Source organism: Methanimicrococcus blatticola, assembly GCF_004363215.1.
Taxonomy (GTDB): Archaea; Halobacteriota; Methanosarcinia; order Methanosarcinales; family Methanosarcinaceae; genus Methanimicrococcus; species Methanimicrococcus blatticola.
The window spans coordinates 198,447-216,183 of the sequence record NZ_SNYS01000009.1; the positions used below are offsets into that span (position 1 = coordinate 198,447).

A 17,737-nucleotide genomic window follows, 5' to 3' on the forward strand; every position below is an offset into this window, starting at 1 on the left:
CCTCTTATTTTCGAGCAGAGACTATGGTAAACTTTTTTGTCACGCTGACGATGGCCTGTGATTTGGAATGCCGCTACTGTTACGGCGAAGTTTGTGATTGTTTTGATGACTTCGATGACGGCATTGCTGTTGATTATGACGTTCCCGAAACAATCAGTTACGAAACATCGGCACTCAGAGATTTCATTGCAAAAGACAAAGACGCGGTCGTCATTTTTTACGGCGGCGAACCGCTTCTTGAACTTGATAAAATGAAAGAAATGATGGACACGCTGCCGGCCAAAACATTTTTGCTGCATACAAACGCGACAATGTTGGATCAGGTGCCGGCTGAGTATTTGCAACGCTTGCATACTATTTCTATTTCCATTGACGGCAACCGCGCGTTAACGGATTATTACCGCGGCGACGGCGTTTATGATCTCATCGCGAAAAACGCGAATATCGCGCGCGAAAAAGGTTTTACCGGCGAAATTATTGCCCGCATGACGGTTCAGGAAGAAACCGATATTTATGAAAGCGTCATGCATCTTTTTGAAAATCCTGATTTTTGTTTTGACAGCGTCCACTGGCAACTCAATGCTCTTTTTTGGAGAAATGATTACGAAAGACGCCGCGAAGGATTTTTGGAATGGGCGGACAACAATTACAACCCCGGAATTCAAAAGTTGGCGGATGAGTGGGTTCACAGAATGAAAGAAAACGGACAAGTTCTTCATATGTATCCGTTTGTCAACATCATGAATTCACTGCTTCGCGGCGAAAAAACGCATTTGCGCTGCGGTGCCGCTTGGACGGAATACAATGTGCAAACAGACGGCAAACTCTCCCCCTGCCCCGTGATGAGCGGCATGAGTGATTATTATGCCGGTGACATCTACAATGGCCGCCCGGACCAGTTGCGTGTCATCCACGTTTCCGGCGAATGTTTGAAGTGCGATATTTTAGACATTTGCGGCGGGCGCTGCCTTTACGCGAACGCGACGATGAAATGGGGCGTTCAAGGATTCAAAGAAGTTTGTGGCACAGTCAGATTCTTAGTGAATGCGCTGAAAGCAAAGCAGCCGGAAATTGAAAAATTAATCGAAGACGGAATAATCAGTTTGGATGACTTTTCGCAAGGCATTGAATACAACAGCTGCGAGATTATCCCATAAAAAGATGGTTTGGAGGGCGGCGCGCGTGAAACGTGCCGTTTTTGGGCTTTTCCACATGAGAATTATTTCATTCATGAGCTTTGTAGAATTCATCTAATTCTCTACATGATATTTTTATGCTGTGTTCTTTTTTGTATTTCTTTTCGTCTCGTTCTTTTGTATTATGCCATCCTTCCAATTCTTTCGTTGCATATTTGTCAAAAATATATTGTGCCTTAATTTGTGTTTCTCTTTCATCACAATGGACTCCATATACACAACCAGACTGATCTTTGATATTTCCATATTTCAGTATATTTTGCTCTACATAGTCTCTTACATGGCTATTGTTCATTACAGATGCATGATGATTTACTCTATTAAAGCGTATTATTGATAATTGTTTTACTTTCGTTATATGCATATTTTAATTTCTCCCACTGTTTTCAAATTAATAACTTAATTATCCAATAAGAATATTCCATAAAATTTACACTTTTTGTATTGTTAATGTATACTTTGAAATCGGAATTTCTGCTAATTTGTTAATAACCATATGAAGTATATGCTACAATCAAATCTAAGCCGATTAATTGGTTTTGGCAGCGAAGGGGAATAATCCGCAATTCTGCAATTTTGTTCGCTGCCGCTCACAAAATTTTGAATTGCGGTCGTACTTGGACTTTTAGTTTATTAACAAGAGCCAAACATCAGTTTTTATGTTTTTCGATACCCGGAACGCCCGATAAAGCCCAAAAACAAAAAACGGTTATTTTTCAAAGTTTAAACGGCGTTCGTTTTTTCTTTAATTTTTGAAAAAGGATGTTTGAGTTTTGAAATGATTGAAAAGTCAAAACAACCGCCTCCAACGACGCGTTTCACGAGCGAAGTGAGTGAAAGAAGGAGTTGGAGATTCTTACCCATTTGTTAAATAAACAATGAACGAGGTATAATAATCAAACTCAAGCCGATTATTGATTTTATTAACGGCGCGGTATAATCCGCAATTCTTCAATTTTGCTCGCTGTCGCTCACAAAATCTTGAATTGCGGTCGTACTTGGACTTTTAGTTTATTAACAAAAGCCAAACATCAGTTTTTATGATTTTCGATACCCTGAACGCCCGATAAAATCCAAAAACAAAAAGGGTTGTTTTTCAAAGTTTAAACGGCGTTCGTTTTTTCTTTAATTTTTGAAAAAGGATGTTTGAGTTTTGAAATGATTGAAAAGTCAAAACAACCACCTCCAACGACGCGTATCATGAGCGAAGCGAGTGAAAAAAGGAGTTGGAGATTCGTCTCATGCGATTAATAAAAAACCAAAGGCATAGGACATTAAAACATAGAAAATCAAAACATAGAAAATCAAAAAGTAAAAGTCAAAAAAAGTAAAAAATCAAAAAAATGAAAAACCAAAAAAGTAGAAAATAAAAAATAAAAAAAGTAAAAATTAAATCTTGCTTTTCCTTTTCAATTTTTAATTTTAACGACAACATTTGTGTTAATTGTCCATTCATCCGCTTCGTCTTTTATTTCTTCTGGAATGAGTTTGTTTGAAACATCATTGCCGAGCATTAAAAACGCCGAATTTTTTTCTTTTTGGATTTGAACCGACGCGAAAACGGAGTAAAAAGGCGTTTCATTTCGAAGCACTTCGACTGCTTTATTTTTCGTTTTGCCGTTTTTCTTATTTTTGTCCTTTTTCTTATTTTTTACATATTTCTCATATTTTCCGTTTTGTTTCATGGATTTATTGAGTTTTTTTCCGTATTTTCGGATTTTTTTAATTGTTTTTATATAATTCATTTTCATCACTTTTCATTACTTTAAAGCGGTTCTTTTATATGAGATTGAAATTAAGACGATATTAATTTATTTTAACTTTAGGAAGGAAAAAGTATGTCTTGCGGTTGTCAAAAAGATACAGCGAAAGAATCAGTGAATGAATCAATGAAAGAATCAACAGATATTGTCATTGAAACAATGGAAATTTTAGCCGAACAAATTAAAGCAACAACAGAAGCTGTGTCGCAAAATGAAATCTATGATATGCTGACAACACTTTTAACCGCCAAAGAATCCGGAAACACCGTTTTCGTTGCCGGTGCCGGACGCTCAGGTCTTATGGGACGCGCTTTTGCAATGCGCCTCATGCATATGGGATTTAAAACATATGTTGTCGGCGACACCGTTACGCCCGCTGTTCAAAAAGGCGATGTTTTGGTGGCAATTTCCGGATCCGGAAACACAAAATCAATCGTTGAAATCGGCAGCAAATGCAAAACAATCGGCGCAACCGTCATTGCAATCACATCCAAAGACGGATCCGATCTCAAAAAATTACCGGCAATCAATGTGATTTTGCCCGCCAAATCCAAAGATGACAATTCAGGCGGCCCTGTCAAAACACCGATGGGAACATCATTTGAAATCTTAGCACTTGTCTTTTTAGACTCGGTTATTATGCAACTTATTGATTTGACCGGCGTAACAGAAGATGAAATGAAAGCCCGTCACGCAAATACCGAGTAATTAAATTTCAATAAATCAAAAAATCAAAATTTAAAAATTTAAAAATTTAAAAATTTAAAAATTTAAAAATTTAAAAATTTTAAAAACCAACAATTTAAAATTAATCATTCAAAAATTAATTAATAATTTAAAAATTAACATTTACTTCAAAAATTAATAATATTCCACAAATTAATTATTTTTGATAAATTCAATTTATTTTAATCATTTATCATTAATCAAAGTTCATTAAATGAATATAAATTAATTTCAATCAATCATCATGAGGAAAATTATGTCTGACATCCAATTTTCAAAAGGCGTCTCAAGCATTAATATCTCCGGCATCCGCAAATTGTTTGAAGCCGCCGGTCCGAATGCGATTAACTTAGGCATCGGCCAGCCGGATTTTGATACCCCTCAAAATATCAAACTTGCGGCCATCCAAGCCATTGAAGACGGTTTTACAGGTTACACCGCAGGTCTCGGCATTCCCGAACTTCGAAACGCAATCAGCGACAAATTCAAGCGTGAAAACAATTTTGAAGTCAGCCCCGACCAAATCATGGTCACCTCCGGCGCGTCAGAAGCGCTTTACATCACAACCGCCGCCTTAGCCAGCCCGGGCGATGAAGTTCTCATCCCAAACCCCGGATTTCTCGCTTACAAATCCATCGTCAACATGCTCAACGGCAAAGATGTCAGCGTTAAAATGAAAGAAGACTTGACCGTTGACCCGAATGATGTTTTGGAAAAAATCACACCCAAAACCAAAGCCTTAATTTTAAATTCTCCCGGAAATCCAACCGGTGCCGTTTCTTCCAAAGAAGACATCAAAGCCATTGCCGATATTGCAACGGACAAAAATATCACAATCATTTCCGACGAAGTCTATGAATATTTCATTTACGAAGGAACGCACACAAGCCCCGCGCAGTTCACCGACAATGTTGTAACCATCAACGCTTTCTCAAAAAGCTATTCCATGACCGGTTGGCGCGTCGGCTATCTCGCCGCGAACAGCGATTATGTCGGCCAGATTTTAAAGGTTCACCAATATTTACAGGCCTGTGCCAGTTCAATCGGTCAGAAAGCCGCTCTTGAAGCGATTACCGGACCTCAGGAATCTGTCACAATCATGAGAAATGAATTCAAAAAGAGACGTGACTTTTTAGTCAAAGGGCTTCATGACATCGGCATCAATTGCGTAACGCCGCAGGGCGCTTTTTACGCGTTCCCTGAAGTTAAGAATTGCGACGAAGCCGCCGCCAATCTTTTGAAAAATGATGTCGTTGTAACCCCGGGAACCGCTTTCGGTGAAAACGGCAAAGATCACATTCGTATTTCATACGCTTCTTCAATGGAAAATATTGAAAAAGCATTGGAAATCATGGGAAGAGTTCTCTAACTCTTCTTTTTATTTTTTCATTTTTTTACTTTTTATTTTTACTTTTTTTATTTTCTTACTTAAAAATCATCGCGAAGCGGCGGCATTTCTTCAAATTTCGGCTCCACTTTCGGAAGCATCCCGATTAATTTTTCAACTAAATTTTCAATGCCTTCGCCGGTCATTGTTGAAATAATATATTCGATTTCATCTGGCTTTTTAAATTCGTCTCTGTCGGCTTTATTGGCGACAATAATGGATGGAATGACAAACTGGTCCTGAATTTCATGCGCCAGCTTTAACTGGGCTTCAATGTCATAACCGCAGCTTTCGCTCGGGTCAATCAAAATAAGAACAATTGCGTCAAGACGTCGCAATGCGGTGATGGCCTGAAGTTCAATTTCATTTCTTTCAGACATCGGGCGGTCTAAAAGTCCGGGCGTATCAATAATTTGATAGCGGAGCCCTTCTCTTTCCATGTGGCCGATGTGAATGCCTTTGGTTGTAAACGGATAAGAAGCAACTTCGGGCGTTGCGTTTGTTACAGATTTGACAAAACTGGATTTTCCGACATTCGGATATCCGGCAACGATGACGGTCGGCTCTTCACGAACATCAGGCAATTTTCGAAGCACATTTCGGGCTTCGCCGAGCAGCAGCAAATCTTTGCTGATAGATCCGATAATTGAGCTCATGCGGCCGAACGCTTCTTTTCGGGGAACATCGGGCGTTTTATTGCCGCGGATTTTGCCGATGTATTCGCGTGACATCGAATGGATTTTTTCAGACGCCCATTTCACGTTGTTTAAAGATTTTTTTAAGTCATCGACACCGATTAAAATGTCGGCTAAATCGTAATAAAAAGGAGAAATATTATCAAAACTCGGAAACATTTTGGTGATGGACGCTAAATTATCCGTTAAAATGTTGGCTGCGGTCAAAAGCATCGCTTCATTGGCTTCACAGCGGGATGTCGGTCCGTCAATTGTTTTGCCGGCCATTGTCCTGACAGATCGGCTGTACGCTTTGTCTAAAAGCTCCTCCGACGTCGGAATTGTTTTAATTTTTTCAAAAATCATAATAAAACCTGAAATCTTTGTTAGAAGCGCTACATAGATAAACGAAGTAGATAAGCTTTCTTATATTACTCTTTTATAACTCTTTTTTAGGAGCGGTTCGAATTTTTTTAAACGGATGTAATAATTTCTATCAAAAATTATATCTTTATGAGCATATTTATTATAATAGCAAGCCATAAATAAAAATGATAAAAACGATAAAAATGTATTGTAAACAAATTCTTTATTTATATCTATTATTGTATAAAAATTGTCGGCGATTCATTGTCAAACAATACAAAAAACGTAAACCTTCGAAAATGGATTTATATAGATAAATGTCCTAAATGTAATTTACATATTTGATTATGTATTTTAGATTTATTCTTTAAAATCAATCCGAGAGACATAAAATTGTTTTTTTGGCGGATTAATAAAGTGATATCATGGATTTAACAGCGATTCAAAAAGATATTTTAACGGCTTTAGTTAACCTTCAGCGACAGAAAGAATCTGCCGTCAAAGGCGAAGAGATTGCAGATCTCATTCACCGAAATCCCGGTACGATTCGAAATCAAATGCAGCTTTTAAAAGCGCTCGGCCTTGTTGAAGGTGTTCCGGGACCCAAAGGCGGTTACCGCCCGACCGGCGAAGCTTATCAAGCGCTTGATATTGAAGTTATGGATGAAGAAATGGTTGTCCCGGTTTACCGCAACGGCTCGGCTGTTAACAACACAACGACCGCCGAAATTTCATTCACAACCGTCCGCAATCCCGAGAAATGCAAAGGCGTTGTCAAAATCATCGGCAACATTAAAGATTTCAATGCCGGCGACCAAATTCAAGTCGGCCCGACACCTGTTAACCGCCTCACCGTCCGCGGTGAAGTGTACGGCCGCGATGACAGCAATAATTTAATTTTAATTAACATCACCGAAATGGTTTCACTTCCGAAGAAGAATGTCAAATTCTACATGAAACCGCTCACGCTTGCCGTGAACAGCGGTCTTGACCTTCAGGAAGTTTCCCGCCACTTCATTGCCAAAAACTTACACGGCGCAGCGGTTGAAGACAACGGCAAGATTGTCGGCGTCATCACGACAACCGATGTGACAAAAGCCGTTGCGATGAACAAGCTTGATGTCAAAGCCAAAGACATCATGACCAAAGAACTCATCACAGTCGACGGTGAAATGCAGCTTTACGACGTTGTCCGCCTGTTCCACAAATATAACATCGGTCAGCTTGTTGTGACCGTTGACGGCATTCCGAAAGGCATTTTGTCCAAGACAGATGTCATGAACGAACTTGCCGTTTACTGATGATTTTGGATTTTTATTCAAAATCTCCTTTTCTTTTTTATTTTAAATTTCTTTTTTTATTCTGAATTTCTTTTTTGTTCTAAATTCTTCTTTTAAAATTCAGTCTCTTGTTCTCTTTTTAAAACAATTTCATTAATCGGAATGATTATTATTATAAAAAATTCTGCTTATGCCGAACATTTTTTTTCAGAAAGGTATTTAATGATTATTGTATAAGTTAGGGTCTATGATTGGTATTTCTAAATTATATTGCGGTACCGTCGAGCCGTCTGACGCTCTTCGTTACAATCGCGATTCAAAAAAGTTACCGTCACATCTGCTTCAGTTTTCTAAAGACAAAAAACCTGTTGTCGTATGGAATATGACAAAAAGATGCAACCTCGGATGCGTCCACTGCTATGCGCATGCGGTCAATCCGAATGTTGAGGATAAAACGGAACTTACAACGGAAGAGGGAAAAGCACTTATTGACGATTTAGCGGAATTCGGATCACCCGTCATTTTATTTTCGGGCGGCGAACCGCTTCTTCGAGAAGATTTGGTGGAATTGGCTCAATACGCGAAAGACAAAGGCATGCGCGCCGTTATTTCAACCAACGGAACGCTCATTACAAAAGAAAAAGCGAAACAGCTCAAAGAAGTCGGTTTGTCTTACGTCGGCATCTCACTTGACGGTATGCCGGAAGTGAACGACCGTTTCCGCTGCTACGACGGTGCTTTTGATGAAGCGATTCAAGGTCTTAAAAATTGTCAGGACGAAGGCATAAAAGTCGGTCTCCGCTTTACAATTAACAAACACAATGTTGATGAAATTCCGGCGATTTTTGACTTCCTGGAACGCGAAAAGATTCCGAGAATTTGTTTCTATCACTTAGTTTACGCCGGCCGCGGCAGTAAAATGGTAGAAGAAGATTTAACGCACGAAGAAACGCGAAAAGTCGTTGATTTAATCATGGACAAAACCGCCGAGCTTCACGCAAAAGGATTCCCCGCCGAAGTTTTGACGGTGGATAACCATTGCGATGCGCCTTACATTTACATGCGCCTGTTAAAAGAAAATCCCGCACGCGCCGCCGAAGTTTATGAACTTTTGGAAATGAATCAGGGCAATTCAACCGGCATCGGAATCGGCTGTGTTTCCTGGAACGGCGATGTTCACGCCGATCAATTCTGGCGCCATCACACATTCGGCAACATCCGTGAAAGACCGTTTTCTGAAATCTGGACCGACACAAGCGATCCGCTCATGGCCGGCTTGAAAGACAGGAAAGATTTGCTGCGCGCCAACGCACCCAAATGCGCCCGCTGCCAGTGGCTGGCAGTCTGCAACGGCAACTTCCGCGTTCGCGCCGAAGCCGTGACCGGCAACGTTTGGGGTGATGATCCGGCCTGTTATTTCACGGAAGAAGAAATTACAAAAAAACCTGAAAGCGGAAATTGATTCCGTTTTCTTTTTATTTTCCTTTTTCTTCTATTTTTATTTGACCAATTTCTTTTATTTCATTTGCAGGGGTTGCCGAGCTTGGTCAAAGGCGCAGGGCTTAGGACCCTGTTCTGTAGAGATTCGCGGGTTCGAATCCCGTCCCCTGCATCACATCTCTGATAAACATATCTGATAGAGGATTATATGCCGGAATTAATGAAAGACAAATTTTATAATGACAAGTCTGTTCACGAACTTGCTTTGCGCATTCAAGCTGTTTATCCTTTGTTTCAAACAGATGATTTTGTCAGCGGCATAATGGATGAAACATGGAATGAGTTGGAATTAAAAGCCCGCATGCGTCGAATTTCTGAAAATTTAGGAAAATATTTGCCGGCCGACTATGAACAGGCGCTTGTCATTATTGATCAAGTCCTGGCAGGTTATCCAGAGGGACATAACGACTTTTCTTTAATGTATTTTCCGGATTTTGTTGAAGTTTTTGGGCAGGATGAATGCCATTTGGAGTTATCAATCGCTGCGCTTGAGAAGTATACTCCTTTCTCTTCTTCCGAATTTGCTGTAAGGCCGTTTATCATACACAACAAAAAGCGTATGATGGCACAGATGGCGGTTTGGGCTGAAAATGATAATGAGCATGTCAGACGGCTTGCCTCTGAAGGTTGCCGTCCCGCTCTTCCATGGGGACAAGCATTGCCCTGCTTTAAAAAAGATCCAACGCCGGTTCTTAAGATTTTGGAAAAACTGAAAGCTGATCCATCACTGTATGTCCGTAAAAGTGTGGCCAACAATTTAAATGATATTTCTAAAACACATCCGGACTTGGTTGCGAAACTTGCAAAAGAGTGGTACGGGAAAAACGAATATACCGATTGGATTGTCAAACACGGATGCCGAACGCTGCTTAAAAAAGGCAATCGGGATGTGCTGGCTATTTTCGGGTTCCAAAATGCCGCTTCCGTAAATGTAGAAAATTTTACATTAAATGCGTCGTCTGTTTCAATCGGAGACGACATTGTTTTTTCATTTGCCGTTTCGGTCAAAGAACCGATAAAGGTCAGACTGGAATACGGAATTGATTATGTCAAATCCAACGGGAAACGAAACAGAAAAATATTTCAAATTTCTGAAATTTCACTCAAAGAAAACCAAAAAAAAGTTTATTCAAAAAAGCACTCCTTCGCAGATGCAAGCACAAGGAAACATCATCCTGGGATGCATTCCGTGACGCTTATTGTCAACGGTGCGGAGAAAGGAACGCTTGATTTTGAATTAACAAAGTAATAAAACGGATTTTACATCGGCTTCTATTTTCATCTGTCACAGACGGGTTTTTCGGCATTTTTTACTGACCGTTCTTTTTTTCTTCTTCGATTTTATATTTTTAAATTTAAGTAATTATTTATATCGTTATCTATATAGTTATATTGGAAAACGAAAAAACGGAATTAAACGGAGGTAAAATTTTATGACAAATAAAATGACATCAGCAGAGCGCATGGGCGCTTTGATTTCAGGACAAAAGCCTGATCGTGTACCCGTTGTTCCTTTTATTTCGGGATATAGTACTAAAATTACCGGAATTTCACTTGGTGATTTCTATGCTGACGGAGACAAGTGTTTTGAAGCGCAATTCGCAGCTATGAGACTTCACGGTTATGAGCAGACGCCGATGTATGGTTACGCTTCCTGCGGCGCATGGGAATTTGGCGGAGAAATTGGCTTCCCTTATAAAAAAGGTGAAGGCGCTCCTTATGTGAAAAAGCATCCGGTCGTTACTGTTGAAGATATTGAAAAGCTTGAAGTGCCGAGTTTTGATAAAGAATTGCCGGGCGCATACGGCATTGCCGACCGCGTCGCATCGCGTTGTTTTGAGCTTGGGATGCCTGTTACGATTCAGATGGGCAGCAATTTCACCGCATCGTCGGTCATTGCGGATACGTCCGAATTTTTAATTTGGCTGATTGAAGAACCGAAAGCGGTTCATCTTCTTTTGGATAAAGTCAGCGATATGTACATCAACGCTTTGGATTATTTCGCGGAGAAATACGGCGCTGAAAGCCTGATGCCTTTTGACGGCGGCCCGACCGAATCAAACAATATGATTCCGCCTCAGATGTTTGAAGATTTTGCTTATCCGTACATGAAAAAAGTTCACAGCCATGTCAAATCTCTCGGGATTCAAACTGTGCTAATGCATCCGTGCGCCAATCAAAATCTGAATCTTCCATATTATGCGAAATTGAGAGAAGAATTGAATTGGTCGGGAAAATATTTCTGGATTTTCGGACCTGAAACGCCTATCAAAGACCAAATCAAAGCATTCGGAGATCACGATGTTGTTTGCGGAAATATCAATCCGCCGCTTTTCCTGAATCATTCTTATGAAGAAATCATGGAAATCTGCAAAAAAACAATTGAAGAAGGCAAGAATTCTCCTTCCGGATTTGTTCTTGCGCCGGGCTGTGAGTTTCCGGTTGACGCGGATCCCATTAAATTAATGGCAATGGTGGACGCTGCTGAAAAATACGGCAGATATGATTAAAATATTATTTAATAAAAATTTAATAAAAACGGGTGCAACGACATTTGTTCTAATTATCTGTCGTTTCACCGTTCTTTTTTGAATTTTAATCTTTTTAATACATTTATACGAAAATTTATAATTGATTATGTTCTTATTCTTTCCTTCCAACTCGTTTAATTATTAAATTATTACAGACGCTATCGTTTTAAGCCAAAAAGGAAAGACGAGCCGTCTATTTTGAAAATTCGCAGGTTTATTTTTTTCTTGCGTCTGTTTTTTAAAATGGAGAGAAAAGTATGTCGCTTATTAATGAAATACTCGAATATAATCAAAGTTTTGTTGACGGCAAGCAATACGAAACATTCGACACAACCCGTTTTCCGAATAAAAGAATTGCTGTTCTTTCCTGTATGGATACAAGGCTGACAAAATTGCTGCCGGCGGCACTCAATTTTAAAAACGGCGACATCAAAATTATTACAAATGCCGGTGCCATGATTACACATCCTTACGGCAGTGTGATGCGAAGTTTATTGGTGGCGATTTATGAACTCGGCGTTCAGGAAATCATGGTTATCGGCCATTACGGCTGCGGTATGAAAAATTTAGATTCATTAAAATTAATTGAAAAAATGAAAGAAAAAGGTATTACAGAAGATAAAATCGAGATTGTAGAATCCGACGGCATTGATATTCATAAATGGCTGAGCGGATTTGAAAACCCGGTTGTTTCTGTTGCTGAAACGGTGACTTTGATTAAAGAACATCCGCTGATTTCGGCCGACATTAATGTTTACGGATTTTTAATGGATCCTCATACCGGAAAATTAGATAAAATTGAAAATGAAGCGTAATGAATTTATGATTTTAAAATTATTAATTGTTTTTCGTCAATTTATCCTTAATTAATGATTTTAGATTAATTATATTTTGTTTAATTCTTTTAGATTAATTTTTAAAATTGATTATTTCATCTTCGTATCTTCTTTTCTTATTACTTTCTTATTTTCTATTCTTATTTTCTATTCTTATTTTTACTCTTTTTATTTTCTTTTTTGTTTTTTATTTTCTTTTTTGTTTTTTCAAATAAGTAAAAAATTTAAGTAAAAAAGACCCGTCAATATTTGAAATAAAAATAACGGGCGAACCTTTTTATTGTTTTAAGAACTGCTTCATTTTTGGTGAAAACATGAATTCTTTAGAACAAATGAACCAAGCGATGGAATATATTGAAAACAATCTGCTTTCCGGCGTTGATTTTTCAAAAGCCGCTGAAATTGCCGGCTGCTCTGAATATCATTTTCTTCGAGTGTTTTCATTTTTGGCGGGAATGCCGCTTGGGGAATACATTCGTTCAAGAAAATTAAGCAACGCTGCTGAAAGGCTGAGGGCGGAAGAGATTAAAATTGCAGATTTGGCGCTTGAATTGGGTTATGAGTCTCCCGATGCATTTACAAAAGCGTTTCATTCGTTTCACGGAATCACGCCGTCTAAAGCGCGGGAGGCTGACTCTTTGATAAAGATCTTTACACCGATGACATTTCAATTAACAATAAAAGGAGGAACAAAAATGAATTACAGAATTGTTGAGAAAGAGGCGTTTTACATTATCGGCTTTAAAAAGAGGATTACGCTTCTTTTTAACGGTATTAATACGCAAATGGAGTCCGTTTACGAAAAATTAACGCCGGAAATAATTGCCGAGCTGAAAAGTTTATCCGATACGGAACCAAAAGGAATGCTGAATGTGTCTGTCAATTTTTCGGATCGAACGCAGGAAGGAAGCGAGCTTGATCAGTTTATTGGTGTTGCTTCATCCAAATCGCTTTCTGAGAAAACTGCTGAAAATGCCGGAAATGCAGAGTATGACAGTTTATACGTTAAACCGTATACATGGGCTGTTTTTTCTGTCAGCGGAAAATTTCCGGATGCTTTGCAGGCTACTTGGGCGCGCATTTATTCTGAATGGCTTTCCCTTTCCGATTATGAATTGTGTGACGGGCCGGAAATATTATGGAATGAAAGTCCTGACACATCCAAAGAAGATTATAAAAGCGAAATATGGATTCCTGTTATTAAGAAGATGAAGACAGAATAAATTAAGAAATGCAATGAATTAAAACAGAATGAATTAAAACAGAATGAAACAAAACAGAATAATGAAACAGAATGAATTTATAATTTAACTCTGAAGATTGATTATGAAAAAAATGTTAGTTGTTATTGATTATCAAAAGGATTTCGTTGACGGTTCAATCGGTTTTCCCGGCGCGGAACTTTTGGATGAGGGCATTGCAAATAAAGTAAAATCGGCAGCTGAATCAAGCGATTCCGTTATTGTTTATACGATGGATACACACACACCGGATTATCTCAATACAAGAGAGGGAAAAGCGTTGCCGGTTCCACATACAATTATTGAAACGCCCGGTTGGGATTTGTACGGAAAAACAGGCGACGCGATTCAAAAAGCCAAATCGAAAGCAGAAACAAATACAAAGAAAAATGTGCCGGTTTATGAGCTTTGTAAAACGACTTTTGGCGTCTCTCCTGATAAAATGCTTGATCTTCTTCAAAAAGTCGGTGCTGATATTGAAACGATTGAAATGGTCGGTCTTGTTACAAACATGTGTGTTCTTTCAAATGTTTGTGTTTTCCAGGCGGCTTGGCCGAATGCTCAAATCATTGTTGACGGATCGCTTTGCGCTTCATTTGATCCCGTACTTCATCAAAAAACGCTTGATATCCTGGAAGGCATGCAGGTGAAAGTTGTTTGAGCCGCCTGCGACTCATTTTCGTATGAAGTTCTGTTTAACTTATTTGAATAAATTAAATGAAAGTTCAAATACGACCGCAATTCAAGATTTAGTGAGCGACAGCGAACAAAATTGCAGAATTGCGGATTATTCCCCTTCGCTGCCAAAAACGATTACTCGACTTAAATTTGATTGGAATAATACTTTTTCATATGGTTTATTTAACAAATGGGTAAGAATCTCCAACTCCTTCTTTTACTCGCTCTGCTCGTAAAATGCGTCGTTGGAGGCGGTTGTTTTAGATTTTCAAGAATTTCTAAAACCCAAACATCTTTTTTTCAAAATTTAATCACTGCTGATTGGGAAATCCAGTTCTTCCATTTCATCATTTAATTCTTCTTCAATTCTTTTGACGATTGTTTTTAAGACTTTAATCCGGGCATAATATTTGTCATCGGCTTCAACAATCACCCATGGCGCTTTTTCAGTGCTTGTTTTTTCAATCATTTCATTGACGGCGTTATAATATTCATTCCATTTTTCACGGTTGCGCCAGTCTTCTTCCGTTAATTTCCATTGCTTCAGCGGGTTTAATGAGCGGGCTGTGAATCTTTCATATTGTTTTTCTTTGCTGATGTGCATCCAGAATTTTATAACAATAACACCATTGTCCGTCATCGCTTTTTCGAAATGCTTAATTTCATCATAAGCGCGCTGCCATTCTTCTTCCGTACAGAAATGTTCGATGCGTTCCACCATGACTCGGCCGTACCAGCTTCTGTCAAAAAGCGACGTTTTGCCGCACGGTGGGATGCCGTCTAAAAACCGCCATAGGTAATGGTACTTTTTGTCTACGTCTGTCGGCGACCCGATCGGAATCACACGGTAGTACCGCGGATTCATGGATTGAACAATGCGTTTGATGCTTCCGCCTTTGCCGGCAGCGTCCCACCCTTCAAAAACCAAAACCATCGGCTTTTTGTTTAAATATAAGGAATAGTGTGAAAAAGCCAATTTCTTTTGATTTTTCTTTAACTTTTTCTTATACTCTTCTTTTGAATAGCATTTTGTTAAATCAACCTCATCAAGAGGGCCTTTCATAAGCGGAACTTCGGGACAGGTATTTTCACTGATTTCACAATAATCTGTTTTTTCCTGTTCCAGAAAACGGGATGATTTGACATCAAAAATGATTTGTTTGATTTGATCAATTATAATTTTCATCGTGGTTGCGGTGGCTTCATCAATATCCTGATTTACAAAATAAAGATTCCAAGGCGCATATTCCGTATTCGTTTGTTCCAAAACTTCTTTTAAGACGCGGACATCTTTTTTGTAAATTTTTTCCGTTGATCTCTTATCAATATCATACGGAATGATTTTTTTCCAAAGCTTGTGACTTTCAATCCGTTTTTCTTTGCGTGCCCCCAAATAGATTTTAACAAAGCGAGTGCCATTATTGTAAAGCGTGCTCTCGAAATCATTTATTGTTTTTATTAAACGGGCAAATTTAGGCGTATGGATAACTTCTTCATTTGCCGGTTCCGTTAAAATGGCTTCCAGATTTGTTTTGTAAGTCAGATTGGCACAGCCGAATTTTTCAGATTCATTTAAAAGATGTTCAATCAGACCGCGCATGTACCAGCTGCGGTCAAATACGGCAATTTTTCCTTTCGGCGGAATCTTGCGGCTGAACCTGAAAATAAAAGGAATTTTGTTTTCTTCAGATGTCGGCGCATTTGTAAAATGAAAATCAAATCCGCGTGAATCGAGCGGCAACAGCTGCCGATTAATGATTTCACCAATGAAAACATCATACCAGCCTTCAAAAACAATTACCAAAGGAATTTCAAGGTCTCTTGCTTCTCTTTGCAAAATCCCGAGCTCATCACCGTATTCTTTAATTAATTTTGAAAAATCTGTGTTTTCCGGAAACTCCGACTTTATTTCAGAAATCATTCTATCACCCGTTTTCTCAACAATTATATCGCCAATTTAAATATATAATAATGTTTTTAAAAGTAAATAAAGTAAATGATTAAATTAAAATTAAATTGTAATTAAATTGAAATTAAACTAAAATCTGAATTATAATTTTTTAAATTGCTTTTTTCTTGTTTTTTAGTTGAAGTTATTCAAATATCTATCTTTAAAGATTTATTTTTTAAAAACGATTTTATAACCAAATCGGATAGAACATTAGAAATGATTAATTCATTCAAATTATATTCACTGAAAAATAGATATTTTTCTCAAATATTTATTATAATATATTGCGAATAAAAATGTGAAACAAATTTTAAAATTCATTTCATTTTTTGAAAATGATTCAAAAAGCAGATTTTTAAAAACATATATTTTAGATATTTAATATGAATCTTTTAATCTAGTAACTTCAATTTCAAAAGTAACAATAAAAATACATATTTTTAAACATCTATTAAATTCATTTTTTTTCATAAATTTTGTTTTAAAATTACAGTTTTTTTGAATTTTTCATTTGACCGGTTTTTTCGAAAAAAATTATTTTGAGTTTAATGATTTATTCAATAGAGTATAGGCATCAAATATTTGAAAAAAGCAAAATGTCTTCGAATAATCTTTTTTGCAGTAAATAGGCATTAAATCGTTCAGAAACTCTAAGTTCATAATGTCTTTGGAATGATTGAGTTTAGAAAATGCCGGTTTTTTGAAAGAACGTCTTTGAACAAATCCTCTGTTCATATAGTGTATAGAATGCAGGATAATTCAATAAAATTTTTAAAATGCTTTTGATTTTTGGATAAATATTTGATCACAAATATGATAAAATTTCAAAAATTCCCTATATGTTCAACGAGGAATCTCTTATTATGAGTCTATATGCTACAATCATAAAACATTTATATAAATATAGTCAAATATTTAATTTTTGAAATTATTTTAGGAATAAATTTGAATTTTATCTGACATAAATTTCCAGAATAATATTTAAAACAAATACATATTATTCAATACATGATAACATAATAATTTTTACATTTTTTCAAATCAATTATTCCGGCAAAAAATAACAATTTCAATTTTTTAATTTTAATTCAAATCCAGATTATTCAAATTTATTAAATTTATTTAAATTCATTTAAATTTATTTAAATGATTGTGCGTAACAAAAATGTGTGACAAGTTCCGACTCGTATCGATTTAAGTTAAAATTAATTTGAAATTAAATATTAATTTTAATTCCAAAAATTTCTTCAAATTTTTGATACTTTTTTTTGGCGCGATGATAATATTGGCGAATATATTTTTCATTCCCGGCTCTTTTGATCAAAGCGTCAATTTCTGTCTTTGAAAATATTGTCAAAAGTTGTTCTCTTGGAATTTTATTCAATTCTTCGACCGTATTAATAATATCAGAATAGACAGGAATAAAAAACGGATCCTTTTTTTCGTCTTTTTGATCTTTTCGTTTTTGATTTTTTTGTATCCCGCCATCATTTATTTCATTATCATTATTTTGTTTTTTATGATTTTGTGCCCCATCAACCTGTGTTTCATTTTTGTAATCCGGGGGAAGAATTAAATCGACCAATTCCGGCTCTGCATCATTTATCC

At 37.3% G+C, this 17,737-nt stretch carries 15 protein-coding genes and 1 tRNA gene; 11 read left to right on the forward strand and 5 right to left on the reverse strand.

Features of this window, described 5'->3' with window-relative positions:
* Positions 1 to 23: 23 nt before the first annotated feature.
* Complete coding sequence (locus C7391_RS06495; protein WP_133517728.1) at positions 24 to 1,157, forward strand: TIGR04084 family radical SAM/SPASM domain-containing protein; 1,134 nt, start codon at positions 24 to 26, stop codon at positions 1,155 to 1,157.
* 67 nt (positions 1,158 to 1,224) lie between these two features.
* Here C7391_RS06495 and C7391_RS06500 read toward each other — a convergent pair whose 3' ends face one another.
* Positions 1,225 to 1,560: a hypothetical protein gene (locus tag C7391_RS06500; protein WP_133517729.1), complete on the reverse strand. Its 336-nt coding sequence runs from the start codon at positions 1,558 to 1,560 to the stop codon at positions 1,225 to 1,227.
* A 1,045-nt stretch (positions 1,561 to 2,605) separates the two neighbouring features.
* Positions 2,606 to 2,941 (reverse strand): hypothetical protein, encoded by a 336-nt coding sequence (locus tag C7391_RS08360; protein ID WP_166627436.1) that lies wholly within the window; start codon positions 2,939 to 2,941, stop codon positions 2,606 to 2,608.
* A gap of 144 nt (positions 2,942 to 3,085) precedes the next feature.
* Between C7391_RS08360 and hxlB the strand changes: the two genes are divergently transcribed.
* Both hxlB and C7391_RS06515 read left to right on the forward strand, forming a co-directional pair.
* Positions 3,086 to 3,667 (forward strand): 6-phospho-3-hexuloisomerase, encoded by a 582-nt coding sequence (gene hxlB, locus C7391_RS06510; protein WP_133517731.1) that lies wholly within the window; start codon positions 3,086 to 3,088, stop codon positions 3,665 to 3,667.
* Positions 3,668 to 3,941: 274 nt separating this feature from the next.
* Positions 3,942 to 5,054, forward strand: a complete 1,113-nt coding sequence (locus C7391_RS06515) for a pyridoxal phosphate-dependent aminotransferase (RefSeq protein WP_133517732.1) — start codon at positions 3,942 to 3,944, stop codon at positions 5,052 to 5,054.
* A gap of 59 nt (positions 5,055 to 5,113) precedes the next feature.
* On the opposite strand, the gene C7391_RS06520 is transcribed toward C7391_RS06515, so the two are convergent.
* Positions 5,114 to 6,112 carry an NOG1 family protein gene (locus C7391_RS06520; RefSeq protein ID WP_208107074.1) on the reverse strand — a complete coding sequence of 333 codons (999 nt, stop codon included), beginning with the start codon at positions 6,110 to 6,112 and terminating at the stop codon, positions 5,114 to 5,116.
* 425 nt (positions 6,113 to 6,537) lie between these two features.
* Between C7391_RS06520 and C7391_RS06525 the strand changes: the two genes are divergently transcribed.
* The 8 genes from C7391_RS06525 (at position 6,538) to C7391_RS06560 (ending at position 14,161) form a co-directional block, all read left to right on the forward strand.
* Complete coding sequence (locus C7391_RS06525) at positions 6,538 to 7,413, forward strand: CBS domain-containing protein (RefSeq protein WP_133517734.1); 876 nt, start codon at positions 6,538 to 6,540, stop codon at positions 7,411 to 7,413.
* A gap of 226 nt (positions 7,414 to 7,639) precedes the next feature.
* Positions 7,640 to 8,854, forward strand: a complete 1,215-nt coding sequence (gene ahbC / locus C7391_RS06530; protein ID WP_133517735.1) for a 12,18-didecarboxysiroheme deacetylase — start codon at positions 7,640 to 7,642, stop codon at positions 8,852 to 8,854.
* 65 nt (positions 8,855 to 8,919) lie between these two features.
* A tRNA-Leu gene (locus C7391_RS06535) sits at positions 8,920 to 9,004 on the forward strand.
* Positions 9,005 to 9,040: 36 nt separating this feature from the next.
* Complete coding sequence (locus C7391_RS06540) at positions 9,041 to 10,141, forward strand: DNA alkylation repair protein (protein WP_133517736.1); 1,101 nt, start codon at positions 9,041 to 9,043, stop codon at positions 10,139 to 10,141.
* A 184-nt stretch (positions 10,142 to 10,325) separates the two neighbouring features.
* Positions 10,326 to 11,402: a uroporphyrinogen decarboxylase family protein gene (locus C7391_RS06545; protein WP_133517737.1), complete on the forward strand. Its 1,077-nt coding sequence runs from the start codon at positions 10,326 to 10,328 to the stop codon at positions 11,400 to 11,402.
* A gap of 278 nt (positions 11,403 to 11,680) precedes the next feature.
* Positions 11,681 to 12,238, forward strand: coding sequence for a beta-class carbonic anhydrase (locus C7391_RS06550; RefSeq protein ID WP_133517738.1), 558 nt, complete (start codon positions 11,681 to 11,683; stop codon positions 12,236 to 12,238).
* A 335-nt stretch (positions 12,239 to 12,573) separates the two neighbouring features.
* Positions 12,574 to 13,482, forward strand: coding sequence for an AraC family transcriptional regulator (locus C7391_RS06555; protein ID WP_133517739.1), 909 nt, complete (start codon positions 12,574 to 12,576; stop codon positions 13,480 to 13,482).
* Positions 13,483 to 13,585: 103 nt separating this feature from the next.
* Complete coding sequence (locus C7391_RS06560) at positions 13,586 to 14,161, forward strand: cysteine hydrolase family protein (RefSeq protein WP_133517740.1); 576 nt, start codon at positions 13,586 to 13,588, stop codon at positions 14,159 to 14,161.
* Between the two features lie 324 nt (positions 14,162 to 14,485).
* Here the strand turns inward: C7391_RS06560 and C7391_RS06565 are convergent, their stop codons facing one another.
* Positions 14,486 to 16,099: a phosphate--AMP phosphotransferase gene (locus tag C7391_RS06565; protein WP_133517741.1), complete on the reverse strand. Its 1,614-nt coding sequence runs from the start codon at positions 16,097 to 16,099 to the stop codon at positions 14,486 to 14,488.
* A 1,246-nt stretch (positions 16,100 to 17,345) separates the two neighbouring features.
* A complete protein-coding gene (locus tag C7391_RS06570; RefSeq protein ID WP_133517742.1) occupies positions 17,346 to 17,714 on the reverse strand; it encodes a hypothetical protein in 369 nt (122 codons plus the stop codon).
* Positions 17,715 to 17,737: the final 23 nt, after the last annotated feature.

What these genes read in the sequence shown, in the direction of transcription:
- C7391_RS06500 (WP_133517729.1), bottom strand. Translation starts at nt 1,560, where the DNA reads ATGCATATAACGAAAGTAAAACAATTATCAATAATACGCTTTAATAGA.
- C7391_RS06560 (WP_133517740.1), top strand. Translation starts at nt 13,586, where the DNA reads ATGAAAAAAATGTTAGTTGTTATTGATTATCAAAAGGATTTCGTTGAC.
- C7391_RS06540 (WP_133517736.1), top strand. Translation starts at nt 9,041, where the DNA reads ATGCCGGAATTAATGAAAGACAAATTTTATAATGACAAGTCTGTTCAC.
- C7391_RS06495 (WP_133517728.1), top strand. Translation starts at nt 24, where the DNA reads ATGGTAAACTTTTTTGTCACGCTGACGATGGCCTGTGATTTGGAATGC.
- hxlB (WP_133517731.1), top strand. Translation starts at nt 3,086, where the DNA reads ATGAAAGAATCAACAGATATTGTCATTGAAACAATGGAAATTTTAGCC.
- C7391_RS08360 (WP_166627436.1), bottom strand. Translation starts at nt 2,941, where the DNA reads ATGAATTATATAAAAACAATTAAAAAAATCCGAAAATACGGAAAAAAA.
- C7391_RS06525 (WP_133517734.1), top strand. Translation starts at nt 6,538, where the DNA reads ATGGATTTAACAGCGATTCAAAAAGATATTTTAACGGCTTTAGTTAAC.
- C7391_RS06550 (WP_133517738.1), top strand. Translation starts at nt 11,681, where the DNA reads ATGTCGCTTATTAATGAAATACTCGAATATAATCAAAGTTTTGTTGAC.
- C7391_RS06565 (WP_133517741.1), bottom strand. Translation starts at nt 16,099, where the DNA reads ATGATTTCTGAAATAAAGTCGGAGTTTCCGGAAAACACAGATTTTTCA.
- C7391_RS06515 (WP_133517732.1), top strand. Translation starts at nt 3,942, where the DNA reads ATGTCTGACATCCAATTTTCAAAAGGCGTCTCAAGCATTAATATCTCC.
- ahbC (WP_133517735.1), top strand. Translation starts at nt 7,640, where the DNA reads ATGATTGGTATTTCTAAATTATATTGCGGTACCGTCGAGCCGTCTGAC.
- C7391_RS06555 (WP_133517739.1), top strand. Translation starts at nt 12,574, where the DNA reads ATGAATTCTTTAGAACAAATGAACCAAGCGATGGAATATATTGAAAAC.
- C7391_RS06545 (WP_133517737.1), top strand. Translation starts at nt 10,326, where the DNA reads ATGACAAATAAAATGACATCAGCAGAGCGCATGGGCGCTTTGATTTCA.
- C7391_RS06520 (WP_208107074.1), bottom strand. Translation starts at nt 6,112, where the DNA reads ATGATTTTTGAAAAAATTAAAACAATTCCGACGTCGGAGGAGCTTTTA.